The organism is Algoriphagus chordae (assembly GCF_003254055.1).
Taxonomy (GTDB): domain Bacteria; phylum Bacteroidota; class Bacteroidia; order Cytophagales; family Cyclobacteriaceae; genus Algoriphagus; species Algoriphagus chordae.
Window position 1 is genome coordinate 188939 of record NZ_QKZT01000008.1, and the last position, 16744, is coordinate 205682.

Genomic DNA, 16744 nt, shown 5'->3' on the forward strand with positions numbered 1-16744 from the left:
TCGCTATCAACCGACCATAAAATTGCAAAATCAGAAATCAAATCCCATGAATTCCAACGGCATTCCAAGTCCCAACCCCGAATACAGCGCAGCGAAATTCGGGGCCATAGAAAGCAGAACCTATCCCAGAGTGCCAAAGGCACGATCGGTATTAAACTGACAAAAACATCGCTTTCAACCGACCATAAATTTGCAAAATCAGAAATCAAATCCCATAAATGCCAACGGCATTCCAAGTCCCAACCCCGAATACAGCGCAGCGAAATTGGGGGTCATAGAAAGCACAAGCTAATCCAGAGTGCCAAAGGCACGTTCGGTATTAACTCAGCAACCGTCTCCAATGAAGTCTTCCTTTGGAGAGACTCCTTCTTTTTAGTTACAAATTGGTTACTTTACATAGTCCATCTACCTTTTTCAAAGTGTTCATGATACTTTACTGTAATTTTATATCCTGATTTCACACTTATAAGGGCATTTAAAACACCACCGAATACCCCTCTCGCAACACAATGACTATCAATAATTTACCATCCAAAAAAGTAGCGCTAAACTCACTATTACTACTTTTAGCAATTTTACTTTTCAACTGCTCAAACGACGATAAAAGCAGTTTTTCTACTGACTATTTTAAAATAGAAATCAATCCCAAGGGATTTATCACCAGTATGGTAAATATCTCCAAAAAGCCATTTATGGAATTTAGCCCTCCTGAAAAACCATCCCCCCTACTTCAACTCTATGATGGTAAAAAGAAAAAATATTATCAACCGATTGATGCGGAGTTTAATCAAGCAGATCAATCTATTTCATTAAGCTATTCAAACGGTTCAGTGGCAAAAATCCTCTTGTCTCCGCAAGAGAAATACCTAAAATTCACACTGGAATCTCTAAGTCCACGCAATGGTATTGATGGAATCCAATGGGGTCCATACCATACGAATATCACGAATCTGTTTGGAGAAATAATAGGAGTTGCAAGAGATACAAGTGCAGTAGTTAATTATGCCATTGGTATGCTTGCGCTTGACGATAATACGATAGGTGGCACTTCTGAAACAATAGCTGATGCAGCTCCTTTTCAATACATTATTCATTCACCTGACCCAGAATATTATCCTCTACCCGATTCCTTGCATGAAGGTCAAATTTTCACCCTTGGTGGAGATGGTATTAGTGACGTAGCCTTTTACGCACATAAAGAACCTTACTACAGAATAATGTATGGCAACTCTGCCTTAGTCGACGAAATAGGCCAGATTTCAATTAATTACCATTCCAGAGACAGGACATTTGAAAGAGAAGTGTATTATTCATTAATACCCAACATGCCAGCCAATACACCAAACCATCTGGAAGTTCAGCCCTTGGCAGGTGTAGATTTCATAGGATCTTCTATTGCCTTATGGGGCAGCCCAGATAGTTCCGCATTGCTGGACGTGATTCAGGACATTGTTTTGAAAGAGGATTTGCCCTACCCTACAATTGATGGCAAATGGGTGAAAGATCCAAGCGCTTTTGTGCCTGATGCTATGAGCAATGGAAATTTGAATGACAGCATCATTTCTTATACTTCAAGATTGGGCTTTAAGGCTATCAGTTTGTATGACCAAGGATTTATAAAGCCAGATAGGGGAAATGAAGGCTACATTGACGGAAAACAATTTGAGAATAAGCCAATTAAAATGACTTCTGGAAACAAATCCCATAAAGAATTTTCAGAAATGGCTGCAAAACATGGGATTAGGATAGGAAGAACACCGATAACAAATGCACTAGCTCCCGGGACAAAAGATGCAAGTCCCTTACCTAGTGACAGCTTGTGTTATCAGCAGAAACGTTTGTTGGTGAATAACATCAGTCAAAGCGATACCATACTTATAGTGGATGATCCAACCCACCTCGAGGAGATCGCCAGTTGGGAAGGGCATGCCGAGAACCTAAACATGATAAAAATCGGCTCTGAGCTGATCTATTATCTGGGAGTTTCTCAAGAAGAGCCTTATCGACTTCTGAATGTGAAACGTGGATATTGGGAAACTACAGCAACCGAACATCAGTCCAATGACACTATTTACAAGCTGCAAGTGACGCTGAACTATGGCTATGATGGCTTGATTCCAAATATGCAGCTCCAGGACAAAATTGCCGCATACTATGCTGATGTCTGTTTTATTAACGGCTTAGGCTACTATGATTTTGATGGTCAGGAATTTTTATTCAATAATGGACATGGTTATTATTCTGCGAAGCGATTTTTCCGAAAAATGTTTGAAAGAGCTGAAGCCCTAGGGATTCCTCCTATTCGTTTTACAGGTGCAACCTTATCAGAAGGATCATGGCACTATCAAAGCATCTGGAATGTAGGTGGAGGCAAAAACCTATATGATGTAGAGACGAGGGAATGGGGAAGTACTACGAGCCAAGGCAAAGACTTACGCGATGTTACATACGCCAATTTTTTCCCAGTAGGCATGGGAGGCAACTTCCCGATCAACGCAAATTCAACTGTCGAACAGCATGAGCATATACAGGCTATTTCTGTAGGACTTGGGACTACCTATAGTTTGATTCTGAACCAGAGAGACGTGGAAAGCTGCCCTGAGAAAGATGCTATTTTCAAAACAATAAGAACTTGGGAAGATGCACGAGCCGCCGATGCTTTCCCCCGAAGTGTAAAAAGTCTATTAGCTGATCCTGAAAAAAATTGGAGATTGGTAACGGGGGAAAAACAGAATACTTGGCTTCTACAAGAGTTAATCATTGGACAACCAAATAAGACCTACGCTCTGACCGGAACTGAAGAGTAGTAGATAAATAACAGTTAAACAAACGGCAGAAATCATTTGCGACACAAAATTCCACAAGTTGAATAGACCTGCATGAATCCAGCAAAACCCCAAAATATCCCTTAGCTTAGCAGAGCTATTAAACCACACAAACCTATGGACACCTCACACAAAACCTCTTTTCAGTTTATCAGCGAACCATCCGACATCAATTTCGGTGGCAAAGTCCATGGAGGAGTGGTGATGAAATGGATAGATCAGGCAGCTTATACTTGCGCCAGAACCTGGTCTGAGTCTTACTGTGTGACAGTCTATGTAGGTGGTATCCGCTTCTACAAACCCATCAATATTGGTGAGGTAATCAAGGTCGATTCAACTGTGATTTATACAGGCAGTTCTAGCATTCACATCATGGTGGAAGTTTATTCCAGAGATTTCTCTCAGAAGGAGTTTGAAAAGAAGACCCACTGTATCATCATTTTCGTGTCGGTCGATGAAAATGGTAATCCTCAAAAAGTTAAGCCTTGGGTTGCGCAAACTGATCAGGAGAAAAAACTAGAGGAGTACGCTACTAGGCTAAAATCCCTCCGAGAAAATATTCACAATGAAATGAAGCCTTTCTTCAATGAGTAGCCTTGGGGTTGAAAGTGAAGGCTGATAGTATTCAGTCTCAGAGATCAGCCTCAGTCAATTTATGCCGGCATTCCAGTCCACACAAATAGCAACACTACTATTTCAAGACTCCTATACTACCAATGCCGCTGTTCGTGTCCACACGAATAGCAGTACTATTATTACATGATACTACGCAGCCGTTCGTGTCCGCACAAAAGGCATCAATTCTATTTCAGATCCCTGTGCCGCCGTTCGTGTCCACACGAACGGCAACCATTCTATTTTAGTAAGACTCTAATCTATAGCCACATAGCCTATCCAACCACCATTTTCTCTAGGGTAAATTGAAGCCTATTTATTCTCTAAATCACCGGTCATCTCTAGGCTATTGCCTTCTTTGATTTTTTGAAGAAATAAATCTTCCACATAGAATTGCCAGTCTGCAAACTTGATCGCCTGATTGGCAAGATGCACATGATGATCCTGATCCAAAATATAATCATCTGGCTTATTCAGTTCCCTAGTTTCACCATAAACCTTCTCTAACTCCACCAATTGGTCCTTCCACTCGCCTTCTAGATTCAGCAATTTTTCCTTTGCAGCTTCTCTTTCTTCAGTGGTTTTAGCCAAATCCCATTCTGCTAAAAGCAGTAGAGACTTATTGGAAAACTGAGTGACTTTGGCTACTTGCTCATAGACTTCAAGTGTGTGACTATTTCTAAGTGCTGCTTTTTTAGAGGCTTCAATTTTATCCAAAACTGAGTCAACTACCTGCTGACTTGCCCGAGCTTTATCTAGCTTTTCCTTATTCTTTTCAGTCCATTCTCCAGGAGCATTTGCCTCTGGCAATTCTAAAACTGCTTCCTGCATTGGATTATCCATGCTTCGTAGTCGATTACGATCTTTGTTGTTCAACAAGGCATTTTTCCAAAAAGACACTGATCCTTCCAGCTCATTGATAAACTCATAGTCTGTTGTAGCCAAATCTGCCCCATACCATCTCTGTCGAAAAGCAGCATGCAATTCCTCTGAAGTTCTCTTTTGACCAGCCCAGGTATATTCTGCAAAAATCGCAATACCACGATTGTACAACTCAAAATGTGGTGAATCATCATCCCAAAGCGTCAGCAGCAAACCATCAGCTTTATTATCAATGGAGATCAAGGCAAAATCACGAATATTCGCAGTATTGCTTTCCTCCAATGGCATCAGATTCCATCGCGTTTGACCAGCAGTAGCTCCCATCACTTGGAAACCATGGTCAGTAAACCACTTCATCGCACGATTATTACCTGGCGTCTCAGGCATGCTGTAGTTCCAACGCATATACACACAATTCTTCGGGAACATATCGACATACTTATTCAACTTTGGCTCATTCTCTGTCCAGATACTATCCACCTGCGCTTCTGTGAGATTCCTGTTGAACATGGTTCCATATACGCCTGCATTTTGCAAAGGCATATCATCCCAGAAAATAGGAACCATACCCTGCTCCTCAGCATAGGCACTCACCTTATTTAGCCAGGTCAATTGCAATTCCAAAGCTGTCATATCACTTCCTCTTCCTGTGGTATGAACTTCATCACCGCCCACATGCAGGTATTGCGCGTGCGGAAATGCTGCAAGTGCATCTGAGTAAAGATCAAATTGAACTTCGTAAGTGCGATCATTCAGTGGATTAAAAGCCCAATCACTTGCTGGATCATCACGAAGATCTTTGTATTCCTCATGCTTGAGAATAAAAGATGCATGTCCAAGTCCTTGAACCAAAGGAGAAATTCTGATATTTCTAGCCATGGCATAATCGCTCAGCTTTTTCCATTCTGCGATAGACCAAGCGTCCGAAGAACCCACTAATGGTTGTTTTTCGAAGGCAAGTTTATCTTCTATCTCTAGGATAATTCCATTGATCTTCAAATCTGCCAAGCGATCCATCATCTCATAGTAATAGTCCTTCTTTTCCAAATGATGTTTCACATCAAGATGCACTGAACGATACATCAGCGCAGGCTCATCCTTAACCGATATCAGAGGCAAGGCCGCATCTTGATCCAGCGCATCTTGTACCAATTGTCCCAGTGTAATCGCGGCGTACCAAAGTCCTTCTTTAGAAGATGCTGTTATACTAACTTCATCTGCACTTATATCCAATTGGTAGGCTTCAGGTTTCAAACCTGATTGCTCATCCAAACTGAAAATCACTGAGTTATACTTACCTACTTCAAGTGGTTTCCCTGAAATAAAATCTGCTTTTGCCCGATCCACTGATTTCTCAATTTCGGAAGCGGACAAATCTGAAATGCCTGAAATCTCCATAGAAGATGGGCTTGGCAAAATCATAAAGTCCCCTTCTTTTTTGGGAGTAGTAGTGCAGGAAGCTAAAATCACTAGGATGATCAGCAGATAAGAAGTTTTAAATAAACGCATGTAAAGAGGTTATCGGGTGCAAAGAATTTTTGAATTGGCTAAAATACCAAATATTCAATCCTTAAGCCGCCACTCAACAAACAATTAAAAAGCTATTACAGCTTCAGGCTTTATTATTCCCAATTTTTCCCTAATTTTTAGCTTGAAGGCTGGTAACACTACCTGTTTCTAGCTCTTTTTTCAAACCCAACCTAACCCAAAATGCTCACTCTTTTGATTATCCTTTTTGCCTTGGCATTGATTCTTCTTGCCATCGTCAAATTCGACATCCATCCTTTTCTTGCTCTTTTCTGCGGTGCCATTCTATATGGGCTCTTATCTGGAATGCCCGGTGAATTAATCCTGAAATCCATTTCCGAAGGATTTGGAGGTGTGCTTGGAAGTATTGGCCTGCTGATTTTGCTGGGTGTGATGATGGGGACTTTTCTGGAAAAAACCGGCGGAGCTATCGTCATTGCTGAGAAAATCCTGTCTTGGATTGGAGAGAAATCAGTGACCCTTGCCATGATGATTTCAGGATATATCCTCTCGATTCCAGTCTTTGGAGACAGTACTTTTATCATGATGAACCCTATCAGCAAGTCTCTCTCGTTGAAAGGCAAAGTTCCGTATGCTGCCACTACGATTGCATTGGCTCTTGGGGCTACCGCTTCACACTCATTGGTACCTCCTACTCCCGGGCCTATTGCCACAGCAGGCATCTATGAAGCTGACCTGGGAATGATTATTTTCTATGGACTTATTGTGAGTTTATCCACCCTTATACCGAGTTACATTTTTGTCAAAAAAGTAGCATATAAAATTCCTCTGATGCCCAAAATGGCAGCCAAAACAGAAGAAATTGACAAGCAGGAAAGGCCTTCTGCATTTGCTTCTTTTCTACCGATTATCGTTCCATTGATCTTAATCATAGCCGCTTCCATAGCGAAATACCCAACCAAACCTTTGGGAGAAGGCACTTTCTATACCTTCATACAATTCGCAGGAAGCCCTGTAATCGCATTGCTACTAGGTTCATTTATGGCCTTTACCTTGCCAAAGAAATTCGATGCCAAGTTACTTTCTTCCTCCGGCTGGATAGGTGAAGCGATATTAATCGCCGCTCCAGTTATTTTGATTACAGGAGCAGGTGGAGTCTTTGGGAAAATGCTACAAAACTCAGGCATAGGTGATCTAGTTAGTACCAGCATGAGTGGTGCAAGCTGGGGGATTTTTCTTCCATTCCTGATTGCATTTGCGCTGAAAACCGCCCAAGGATCCTCCACAGTAGCGATGATCACCACAGCATCTATCATCGCGCCTTTGCTAGGTTCGCTTGGACTCGACTCAGAAATCATGCGCGTGTTCGCTGTCCTAGCTACAGGCGCTGGTGCCATGGCGATCTCACATGCCAACGATAGCTTCTTCTGGGCAGTGACGCAACTCTCTGGTCTTTCTATCAAACAGGGTAATCAGACACATAGTCTCGGTACGTTGATTATGTCTTTGACTGCAATCAGCGTGATTTATATGATTTCGCTTGTTGTGGCGTAATAGAAAAAGGTTTGGAAGCAGAAAGAACTGCCAAATCAGCTAAACGATATGACGAAAACATAAAAAAGAGATCAGAATACAATTCCAAAAAATCAGGTTTTGAACTTGCGTATAGTACTGATGTGCTCATAAATGGAAGTATTACATACTATAAATATCGCAATCCATATTTTGTCAGGGATGATCGCTCTGATCCTTGGACTTGTCGCCTTATTAAGCACCAAAGGAGGTAAAATTCATAATCAAAGCGGAAGGTATTTTTTGGGTTTTATTTCAATCGTAATTTTGACTGGACTAATTGCAGTATTCATCTTTAGACGAAATACTTTTTTGCTAGTAATTACGGTTTTAAGTGGATACGTATCTTTCTCGGGATATAGAGTACTGAAATCCAAATCGAATGTCCCGAAAAAGGTGGACATTATAGTTGCAACAACAAGTCTTTTCGTTTTAACTTATTTTCTATATTATTTCAAATCTATTGGAATGATTTGGTCCCCTATAGTCATTTATAGTACTGTAGGTGCTTTGGTATTCGTAATTATATATGATTTTCTGAGATATTTAATCCCTGCCCATAAGTATAGTAAGCACCGAATTTGGGTTTACGAACATATTTACAAAATGACAAGTGCTTTTGCTGCACTGCTATCTGCATTTACTGGGACGGTACTCGTAGAATACCAACCACATAGCCAATATTTACCATCCGTATTTGGCGTACTCCTAATAATTGGATTTATGGGCTATACATATATTTTTGGGCTGAAAAGAATGCCTAAAACACATTAATAAATTCGCATGACAGCTAACACTAACAGGCAAGGCTCTGGAGAAACCGAAATAGACAAGTTAATCAAAGGCATGCGCCCAAAACTGAATGAGGGGGAATACGTCTTTGTTACCGTTGAGAATATAGATGTGATTGATCGAAAGGATACCATTTGCGAATTCAAAGAAAGTGAAGGAACAACTATAATCATCACAAGAAAAAAAGCCGATGAGCTAAAGCTATCTTATCAATACCTAGCTTCCTGGATTACTTTGATGATTCATTCCTCACTTGAGGCCGTTGGTTTAACAGCGCTTTTTTCCACTGTATTGGCTAAAAACAACATAAGTTGTAATGTCGTCGCAGGATATTATCACGATCACATATTTGTCGATAGTAAGGATGCTACAAAAGCAATGGAAGTGTTAACTCAACTAGCGAGAGAATACAATTAGATGAGACCAAAATATCATAAAAGTTCGACCAACTTCGCAGTCGTCCAAGGTCTATCTCTGTTCGTAAAACCAGTGTACAAGCAGGGTAATGATGTAAAAAAACCAAGTCTAATGTGCCTGTTCGCCGTGGCGATGTTTGAACAAAAAAAGTCAAACCATTTCCCCTCTTTTTCTGCTTCATGCCCCTAAAATGTACCTCCAGTCATTTTGCTTAATGTTTCAAGCTCTGAGCATAGCTTTTCATTCTTTTAGCATGAACATCGATTGCTATCAGCATTTTTACTAATTGTAGCTTTGAGAAAATCAGATGAAAATAACTCCTTAAAAATGACTACTTTGTAAGAAGGATTCCCTCTGAACTTTTAGCTTATGCAGATCTAGGCAAAATAAAGCTAGGGCTTCACAAGTGTATTTTTATAGTATAAACCAGTAGGCCATGAACAAAGTTTTTCCCATAGTATTGATCCTGTTAATTGCATTCTCTTGCTCTCAAAACAATAACACAACCACAGACATCTCATCAGAGATACCCTTAGACTCTATCACTGCCATAACGAAGGAGGCCTATATTTACGGTTTTCCTATGGTAGATAATTATCGTATTCAATACGATTATTATGAAGACAATACCAGTTCAGAATTTAAGGCCCCTTGGAATCATCTTGGAAATATCGCCCGGGTTTTTACTCCAAAAGATATTGCAGTACAAACCCCAAATTCAGATACTCCCTATTCTTGGTCTGGTTTAGATCTGCGGGCTGAGCCTATTGTCCTCACCGTGCCAGAGGTAGAGGCCAATCGCTACTATAGCATTCAGTTTATTGATGCATACACCTTCAATTTCGATTATTTAGGCACCCGTACTTCAGGCAATAAAGCAGGAAGCTATTTGGTTGCTGGACCTAATTGGCATGGAGATATCCCAGAGGGAATAAGCAGGGTAGTGAAATCTGAAACAAACTTGATCTCAGCTGTTTACAGAACCCAACTTTTCAACCCAGGGGATCTCGAAAAGGTGAAGAAAATTCAGGCTGCCTATAAAATGGAGCCTTTATCAAGCTTCTTAAATACTGAAGATGCTGTAGCAACCTCTAAGATCGATTTTATTAAACCCTTAACTCCTGAAGAACAGAAATCCTCATTGGAATTTTTTACAATCATGAATTTTGCCTTGCAATTTGCGCCAACAAACTCCTCAGAAACAGAATTAATGGCTCGTTTCGCTAAAATCGGAGTTGGTGCTGGAAAAGTATTTGATGTCCAAAAACTAGCTCCTGAAGTTCAGGAAGCCATGAAAAAAGGAATACAGGAAGCTTGGACGGTTGATTTTGCAAGCATAAAGAAAAAAATGGATGAAGGAAAAATCACCTCAGGCGATGTATTTGGAACCCGTGAATTTTTGAAGAATGACTACTTAAAAAGAATGGCCGCAGCTGTCCTAGGTATCTATGGCAACTCTAAGGAAGAGGCCATGTATCCGTTTTATGCAGTAGATTCTGATGGCAATAAATTAGATGCTACGACCAACAAATACACCTTACATTTTGCCGAAGGCGAATTACCCCCTGTGAATGCATTTTGGTCTTTGACTATGTACAAATTACCAGAAAGCTTATTAGTTGAAAACCCTATCAATCGGTATTTGTTGAATTCTCCCATGCTACCAAGTTTTGCAAAGGGAAAGGATGGGTCTATTACCCTATATCTTCAAAATGAATCTCCAGGAAAGGATAAAGAAGCCAATTGGTTGCCTGCTCCTAAAGGGCCATTCGTAACAATCATGCGTTTATATTGGCCAAAAGAAGCTGCTCTAGATGGTAGTTGGAAGCGTCCAGCATTAAATAAGGTCAATAACTAAGGTAGAATTAACGATGAAAAACACATTCAAACCAATATTGCTTATAGCAGTATGCCTAGCCTCTTTCAGTTATAGTCAAGCTCAGTCTAATACAAATACAGACAAGGCCATTGAACTTTCCAAAGCAAGCTTACAAGGAGATGAATTGATCAAGACCGATTTTGGCGACATTCAATTGACTCAAAGCTATATCAGTAAAGAATCCATAGAAAAACTAAACAAGCAATTACTACTGCAGCGTGCTGTTTCCATCTATGAATGGTCTTTGCCAGTGGTATCTTTTCAAAAATGGTACAACGCCAATTCTGAGGTATATGGAGCCAAGGATCTAGATTTCGTAGAATCAAGGTCGTTTGAAGAAAAAGTAGGTATTCTCACAGCAAATGCAACCACGCCATACGTCATAGGATGGGCAAACCTTGCCAAATCCGGACCTGTAGTTATTAGTTACCCTGCAGGGCCTTCTGCTGGTGGAGTGTTAGATTTTTTCCAACTTTCCTTAGGCGACCTAGGATTGGCTGGTCAAGACAAAGGCAAAGGTGGCAAATACCTCATCGTTCCCAATGGTTATGATATTTCTAAACTTGATACCAAAGGGTACTATGTGATCCACGCTACGACCAATAAAATTATGATCGGCACTCGATTTTTATCAACTGATCAAGCGGAAGTAGATAAAATGAAAGAGAACTTTTTGATTGGAAAGTATGGAGAAACGCTGAAGCCGGCAAAATTCATTGCCAATACCAACAAACGCTTTTCGGGTGTAATGCCAAGTGGGTATGAGTATTTTAAACTGGTACATCAGTTTATTCAAGATGAGCCTATAAAACAAGAAGATAAAATCTTCTATACTTATATGAAGTATTTCGGTATTGAAAATGGTCAAGCCTTAAATCCATCAGCTGAATTGAAAACCACCTTGACTGAAGGGGCCAATTTAGGTGAATTGATATCTAGAGCCAACCAAATAGAACCAAGAGCCGACGAGCCCTATTATGAGAATACCAGTTGGTACCGATTGATGGGCAATTTCCCACTGACCAAAACAAGCGATACAGATTACTTTTTAGACGAAAGCAATGAATATTATTTCGAAGCTGTAACGGTAACTGCGGGTATGAAGTCAGACAGTCCAGGTCCTGGAACGACTAGTTATTTAACCACCAAAAAAGACAAAGACGGTAATTTCTTAATGGGATCGAATACCTACAAAATCAATATCCCAGCAGACATGCCTGCTTCAAATTTCTGGGCATTTACGCTATACAGCGAAAACACGCGTTGTTTTATTGACAACGAAAATGCGCCGGATAAACTGAGAGCTACCAGCATTGACTCCAGAAACAAAGATCTGAAAATTAATGCTGATGGCAGTGTTGACTTGTACATCGGCCATGTAGCACCTGAAGGAAAGGAAAGCAACTGGGTTCAAACCAATGAAGGCGAAGGTTGGTTTCCAGTATTCAGAACATATGGTACCAAGGAGGCATTCTTTAAAAAAACATGGCAGCTTGGTGATATAGAACTGATAAAATAATCCACTCCTAACTGGTAAATAAATGAAGAGCTTGCTACGGCAGGCTCTTCTTCGTTAAGGTTCAATGAAGCTTTCCTATAATAATGAATAGATATATTTGGGGATTGGTTAGAATTTTATGACTGCAAATCGGCAACAGATTCCCAATCCTTATCCATATTGTCCTCATGAAATCACTTCTAACATTACTTATTTTCACCGCTTTTATTTCGTATTCATCTGCTCAAATCCTAAAAAAACCAATTCCAGATAAGCTGGTTGTTTTGACCTTCGATGATGCTCCGGCAAGCCAGTATTCGGTGGTAGCTCCCCTACTCAAAGAATTTGGGTTTGGAGGGACTTTTTTTGTCTGTGAGTTTCAACCCAATTATGCTGATAGCACTTTGTATATGAACTGGCGGCAGATCCAAGCCTTGGACCAGATGGGTTTTGAAATCGCCAATCATACACATACTCATGCTAATGTCAGCAAATTGAATCAAGCAGATTTCAATAAGCAATTGGCTTATATAGAAGATAAATGTGACTCATTAGGAATCGCCAAGCCTAGCAACTTCGCCTATCCCGGATATGGATTGAATGCTCAAGCTTTAACTTATTTACAAGAAAAAGATTATGTATTCGCTCGTGCAGGAGGCAGTAGAGCCTATGACCCCCTTAGCGATCACCCGTATCTGATTCCAAGTTGGGCTACCGATGCCGACAATAAAGCTGAGATCATCAAAGCCTTTGATGAAGCCAAAGATGGGGAAATAGTGATCTTAACTATTCATGGAGTTCCTGATATAGAGCATCCTTGGGTGAATACACCATCAGAACTTTTTAAAGAATACTTAGAGTTCCTATCTGCGAATGATTTCACCGTGATTTCCATGAAAGATCTAGAAGAGTATATTGATGCGGAAGCAGCGAAAAAAATCATTCAGCCAGATTTGGATAAGAAATTTTCAAATTAATGGTTAGGATAATCTAATCATCATATCGCAGCTCCATATCTGTCCATTTCCCATTCAAGCTCTCGAAGACCATACTTTCCTTGCCAATTATTCTACCTCTTCAAAAAGAAAATGAAAGAATGAACCAAAGAATGATCTTCTTGTGTAAAACCCTGATTGTAAACCAATACAACTAGGTACTAACTACCAAAATGGACAAGGATCAGGAGCAGAAAGAGGAGCATGATCAATTCGAAGAAATGATTCAAGGCCTGATTGACAATAAGTATGGTTGCAGCAATCATTTCATAGATATCAATACGATTAACGGCTTACTCGACAATATCCAGCGAGAAAAACAGTCGGGGAATCTTCAGGTTTCCGGGACGGGCAACAAGAATGATTATCAGCAAAATGCCTCAATCAGAGGAGATAAAATAAAATGGATTGATGATAAAAGTATCGATCAATTTGAAAAGATCTACAACCAGAAGGTCTGCAATTTCATTTCCCACTTGAATAAAACCTGCTTTACTGCTATCAAGAGTTTTGAAAGTCATTATGCAGATTATGAACAAAAGAGCTTTTATAAAAGACACTTAGATCAATTCAAAAATGAAAAGGGAAGGAAGTATTCTATCGTCCTTTTCCTAAATCAGGATTGGCAAACTGAAGATGGAGGATTGCTTTCCCTATATCCAGAAGGAGGTTCTCAACAAGACATTTCACCTATTGCTGGAAAAATGGTATTTTTTCAAAGCGATGAAATGGAACATGAAGTACATCCTTCTTTTACACGAGAGAGAAGAAGTATAGCAGGATGGCTTAAGGATTGATCATAAAATAATGACCGAAAACTAAGCCCATCTGCCTTATTTCTCTAATTTAGATTCAGAAAGTCAATTAATGATCAGTTAAACAAATAATTGAAAAGCTCCTCTAATCAGAATTTTCAATAATATGACATCAGAATCTCAAAACCAGCCCTGGCCCTTACCAAAATTTTACTTTTCAATTTCATTTGAATCTTTAAACTCAGCCATTTCATTTCAAGAAGTATCTGGCTTGGACACCGAACCACAAACGCTAGAATATAGAAAAGGCAACAACCCCCAATTTTCAACGATCAATATGCCTGGAATTGTCAAGACAGGAAATATCATACTTAAAAAGGGAGTATTCAGAAACGACAACGCATTTTGGAACTGGTACAATGCTCTGAAAATGAATATAGTTAAAAGAGAAACTATAGTAATCAAATTATTGGATGAATCTGGAAGCACAACCATGACCTGGACACTTTCCAATGCTTGGCCAACCAAAATCACTGGAACTGACCTGAATTCTGAGGGAAGTGAAATAGCAATAGAAACGCTAGAATTGGCTTATGAGGGATTGAGCATTTCTGAGGCTTAGTCAAAAATCACAAAAAAAGTGATCCGTCTCCAGATCACCTTTTTGTATTAACAATTTTCCTATAATTAAGCTAAATCGTAGCGATCCAGCATCATCACCTTGTCCCATGCTGCGACGAAGTCCTTCAGGAATTTATCGGATGAATCTGAGCTACCATAAACTTCGGCCAAAGCCCGAAGTTCTGAGTTAGAACCGAAGATCAAATCAGCCCTTGTTCCAGTCCATTTCACAGCACCAGTCTTACGATCAGATCCCAAGAATGCATGCTGTCCCTTGTCCGCAGCTTTCCAAGAAATACCCATATCAAGGATATTCACAAAGAAATCATTGGTCAAGGCTCCTGGAGTGGAAGTGAATACACCATAATTAGAATTGTCATAATTGGTACCAATCACTCGCAAACCTCCAAGTAGCACTGTCATTTCTGGTGGTGAAAGCTTAAGAAGCTGTGCGCGATCTACAAGCATCTCCTCGGCTGAAGCCTTGTGGGTTGGTCTATAATAATTCCGGAAACCATCAGCTGCAGGCTCCATAGCAGCAAAAGATGCTACATCAGTCTGAGCCTGAGAAGCATCTCCCCTTCCTGGAGTGAAAGGTACTGTTATGTCCTTACCAGCATTTTTCGCTGCTTTTTCTACTCCAGCACCACCAGCCAATACAATCATATCGGCGAGTGAAATCTGCTTTCCACCAGCTTGAGCTGTATTAAATTCCTTTTGGATTGCCTCCAATTTATCAAGCACTTTTCCAAGCTGAGAAGGATTATTTACCTCCCAATTGTTCTGAGGCGAAAGCCTAATTCTCGCACCATTGGCTCCTCCACGCATATCTGATCCACGGAAAGTAGAAGCCGATGCCCATGCGGTAGAAACTAATTCAGAAACAGAAAGTCCTGAATCCAACACCTTCGCTTTCAAAGATGCGACATCAGCATCATTTACCAATTCATGGTTGGAAGCTGGAATCGGATCTTGCCATATCAGTTCTTCAGTAGGAACTTCTGGTCCTAAATAGCGCTGAATTGGACCCATATCACGGTGTGTCAACTTAAACCACGCTCTAGAGAAAGCATCTGCAAATTCCTGTGGGTTTTCGAAGAAGCGTCGGGAAATTTTCTCATATGCTGGATCCAATTTCAAAGACAAATCAGTCGTCAACATTGCTGGCGCATGTTTTTTGGAAGGATCATGCGCATCAGGAACAGTTCCTGCTCCCCCACCATTTTTTGGAGTCCACTGATGTGCACCTGCAGGGCTCTTTGTCAATTCCCACTCGAAACCGAAAAGATTTTCGAAAAAGCCATTGCTCCATTTAGTTGGAGTAGATGTCCAAGTCACCTCCAAGCCTGAAGTAATCGTATCTCCTGAATGACCTTTGCCGAAGCTGTTCTTCCAACCTAATCCCATTTCTTCAATACTTGCTCCTTCAGGCTCATGACCTACGAATTCTCCTGGGTCAGCAGCGCCGTGCGTTTTTCCAAATGTATGTCCACCCGCAATCAACGCGACAGTTTCCTCATCATTCATAGCCATTCGACCAAAGGTCTCACGAATATCATGAGCAGCTGCTACAGGATCTGGTTGACCTTTGGGACCTTCTGGATTCACATATATCAATCCCATATGAGAAGCTCCTAGTGGATTCTCCAAATCCCTCTCGCCATCGCTACTTCCTGCATATCTTTCTTGATCACCTAGCCATTCTCCTTCAGAACCCCAGTAGATATCTTCTTCGGGCTCCCAAACGTCCACACGACCTCCGGCGAAACCGAAAGTTTCTAATCCCATCGTTTCCAATGAAACATTCCCAGCTAGAATCAATAGATCTGCCCAAGAAAGCTTATTTCCATACTTTTGCTTGATCGGCCAAAGTAAATATCTGGCCTTATCCAAGTTGGCATTATCTGGCCAGCTATTGAGCGGTGCAAAGCGCTGAGATCCTGATCCTCCACCGCCTCTTCCGTCAGCGATACGATAAGTCCCTGCCGAGTGCCAAGCCATTCTGATAAAAAATGGCCCATAATGACCAAAATCTGCTGGCCACCAATCCTGAGAATCTGTCATCAGATCAGCCAAGTCTTTTTTCACCGCAGCAAGATCCAATTTCTTGAACTCCTCTGCATAATTGAAGTCTGGGCCCAAAGGATTGGACTTCGAAGAATTCTGACGTAGAATATTCAAATTCAACATATTTGGCCACCAGTCTCGATTCTTCGTCCCGCCACCAGCTGTTTGATGAATTGCTCCTGACGTAAATGGGCATTTTGCCTCAGAGTTATTCACATCCCATACCGGGTCGGTGTAATCCTTTCCATTTTTCTTGTTATCCATATTGTTAGGGTTTTGTTTAATTTTTGACAAAAGCTAAGTTAATAAAATGAACGCTTATGTAATTGTAAATTCAA

12 protein-coding genes are annotated in these 16744 nt (G+C 40.6%); 10 read left to right on the forward strand and 2 right to left on the reverse strand.

Annotated elements, in window-relative coordinates; all coding sequences use genetic code 11:
- Positions 1-509: 509 nt before the first annotated feature.
- Entirely contained in the window at positions 510-2807 is a 2298-nt protein-coding gene (locus LV85_RS10855; protein WP_111319243.1) for a hypothetical protein, read from the forward strand.
- Positions 2808-2942: 135 nt separating this feature from the next.
- Complete coding sequence (locus LV85_RS10860; RefSeq protein WP_111319245.1) at positions 2943-3419, forward strand: acyl-CoA thioesterase; 477 nt, start codon at positions 2943-2945, stop codon at positions 3417-3419.
- A gap of 333 nt (positions 3420-3752) precedes the next feature.
- Here the strand turns inward: LV85_RS10860 and LV85_RS10865 are convergent, their stop codons facing one another.
- On the reverse strand, positions 3753-5831 hold the full coding sequence (locus tag LV85_RS10865) for a family 20 glycosylhydrolase (RefSeq protein WP_111319247.1): 2079 nt from the start codon (positions 5829-5831) through the stop codon (positions 3753-3755).
- Positions 5832-6032: 201 nt separating this feature from the next.
- On the opposite strand from LV85_RS10865, the gene LV85_RS10870 reads away from it, so the two are divergent.
- From LV85_RS10870 to LV85_RS10905, 8 genes are all read left to right on the forward strand, one after another.
- Positions 6033-7364 carry a GntP family permease gene (locus tag LV85_RS10870; RefSeq protein ID WP_111319249.1) on the forward strand — a complete coding sequence of 444 codons (1332 nt, stop codon included), beginning with the start codon at positions 6033-6035 and terminating at the stop codon, positions 7362-7364.
- 180 nt (positions 7365-7544) lie between these two features.
- Entirely contained in the window at positions 7545-8156 is a 612-nt protein-coding gene (locus LV85_RS10875) for a hypothetical protein (protein WP_146260466.1), read from the forward strand.
- Positions 8157-8165: 9 nt separating this feature from the next.
- Positions 8166-8591 carry an ACT domain-containing protein gene (locus tag LV85_RS10880; protein ID WP_111319253.1) on the forward strand — a complete coding sequence of 142 codons (426 nt, stop codon included), beginning with the start codon at positions 8166-8168 and terminating at the stop codon, positions 8589-8591.
- A gap of 436 nt (positions 8592-9027) precedes the next feature.
- Positions 9028-10449, forward strand: a complete 1422-nt coding sequence (locus tag LV85_RS10885; protein ID WP_111319255.1) for a DUF1254 domain-containing protein — start codon at positions 9028-9030, stop codon at positions 10447-10449.
- Between the two features lie 13 nt (positions 10450-10462).
- A complete protein-coding gene (locus LV85_RS10890; protein WP_111319257.1) occupies positions 10463-11989 on the forward strand; it encodes a DUF1214 domain-containing protein in 1527 nt (508 codons plus the stop codon).
- A gap of 167 nt (positions 11990-12156) precedes the next feature.
- Complete coding sequence (locus tag LV85_RS10895; protein WP_111319259.1) at positions 12157-12945, forward strand: polysaccharide deacetylase family protein; 789 nt, start codon at positions 12157-12159, stop codon at positions 12943-12945.
- Positions 12946-13136: 191 nt separating this feature from the next.
- Positions 13137-13760, forward strand: coding sequence for a 2OG-Fe(II) oxygenase (locus LV85_RS10900; protein WP_111319261.1), 624 nt, complete (start codon positions 13137-13139; stop codon positions 13758-13760).
- A 124-nt stretch (positions 13761-13884) separates the two neighbouring features.
- Positions 13885-14340, forward strand: coding sequence for a phage tail protein (locus LV85_RS10905; protein ID WP_111319263.1), 456 nt, complete (start codon positions 13885-13887; stop codon positions 14338-14340).
- A gap of 65 nt (positions 14341-14405) precedes the next feature.
- Here the strand turns inward: LV85_RS10905 and katG are convergent, their stop codons facing one another.
- Positions 14406-16670, reverse strand: a complete 2265-nt coding sequence (gene katG / locus LV85_RS10910; protein WP_111319265.1) for a catalase/peroxidase HPI — start codon at positions 16668-16670, stop codon at positions 14406-14408.
- Between the last annotated feature and the right edge of the window lie 74 nt (positions 16671-16744).

Bases quoted from the DNA above. Each gene is read 5' to 3' on its own strand.
- LV85_RS10900 (WP_111319261.1), top strand. From the start codon at position 13,137: ATGGACAAGGATCAGGAGCAGAAAGAGGAGCATGATCAATTCGAAGAA.
- LV85_RS10890 (WP_111319257.1), top strand. From the start codon at position 10,463: ATGAAAAACACATTCAAACCAATATTGCTTATAGCAGTATGCCTAGCC.
- LV85_RS10860 (WP_111319245.1), top strand. From the start codon at position 2,943: ATGGACACCTCACACAAAACCTCTTTTCAGTTTATCAGCGAACCATCC.
- LV85_RS10865 (WP_111319247.1), bottom strand. From the start codon at position 5,831: ATGCGTTTATTTAAAACTTCTTATCTGCTGATCATCCTAGTGATTTTA.
- LV85_RS10870 (WP_111319249.1), top strand. From the start codon at position 6,033: ATGCTCACTCTTTTGATTATCCTTTTTGCCTTGGCATTGATTCTTCTT.
- LV85_RS10885 (WP_111319255.1), top strand. From the start codon at position 9,028: ATGAACAAAGTTTTTCCCATAGTATTGATCCTGTTAATTGCATTCTCT.
- LV85_RS10855 (WP_111319243.1), top strand. From the start codon at position 510: ATGACTATCAATAATTTACCATCCAAAAAAGTAGCGCTAAACTCACTA.
- LV85_RS10880 (WP_111319253.1), top strand. From the start codon at position 8,166: ATGACAGCTAACACTAACAGGCAAGGCTCTGGAGAAACCGAAATAGAC.
- LV85_RS10875 (WP_146260466.1), top strand. From the start codon at position 7,545: ATGATCGCTCTGATCCTTGGACTTGTCGCCTTATTAAGCACCAAAGGA.
- LV85_RS10895 (WP_111319259.1), top strand. From the start codon at position 12,157: ATGAAATCACTTCTAACATTACTTATTTTCACCGCTTTTATTTCGTAT.
- LV85_RS10905 (WP_111319263.1), top strand. From the start codon at position 13,885: ATGACATCAGAATCTCAAAACCAGCCCTGGCCCTTACCAAAATTTTAC.
- katG (WP_111319265.1), bottom strand. From the start codon at position 16,670: ATGGATAACAAGAAAAATGGAAAGGATTACACCGACCCGGTATGGGAT.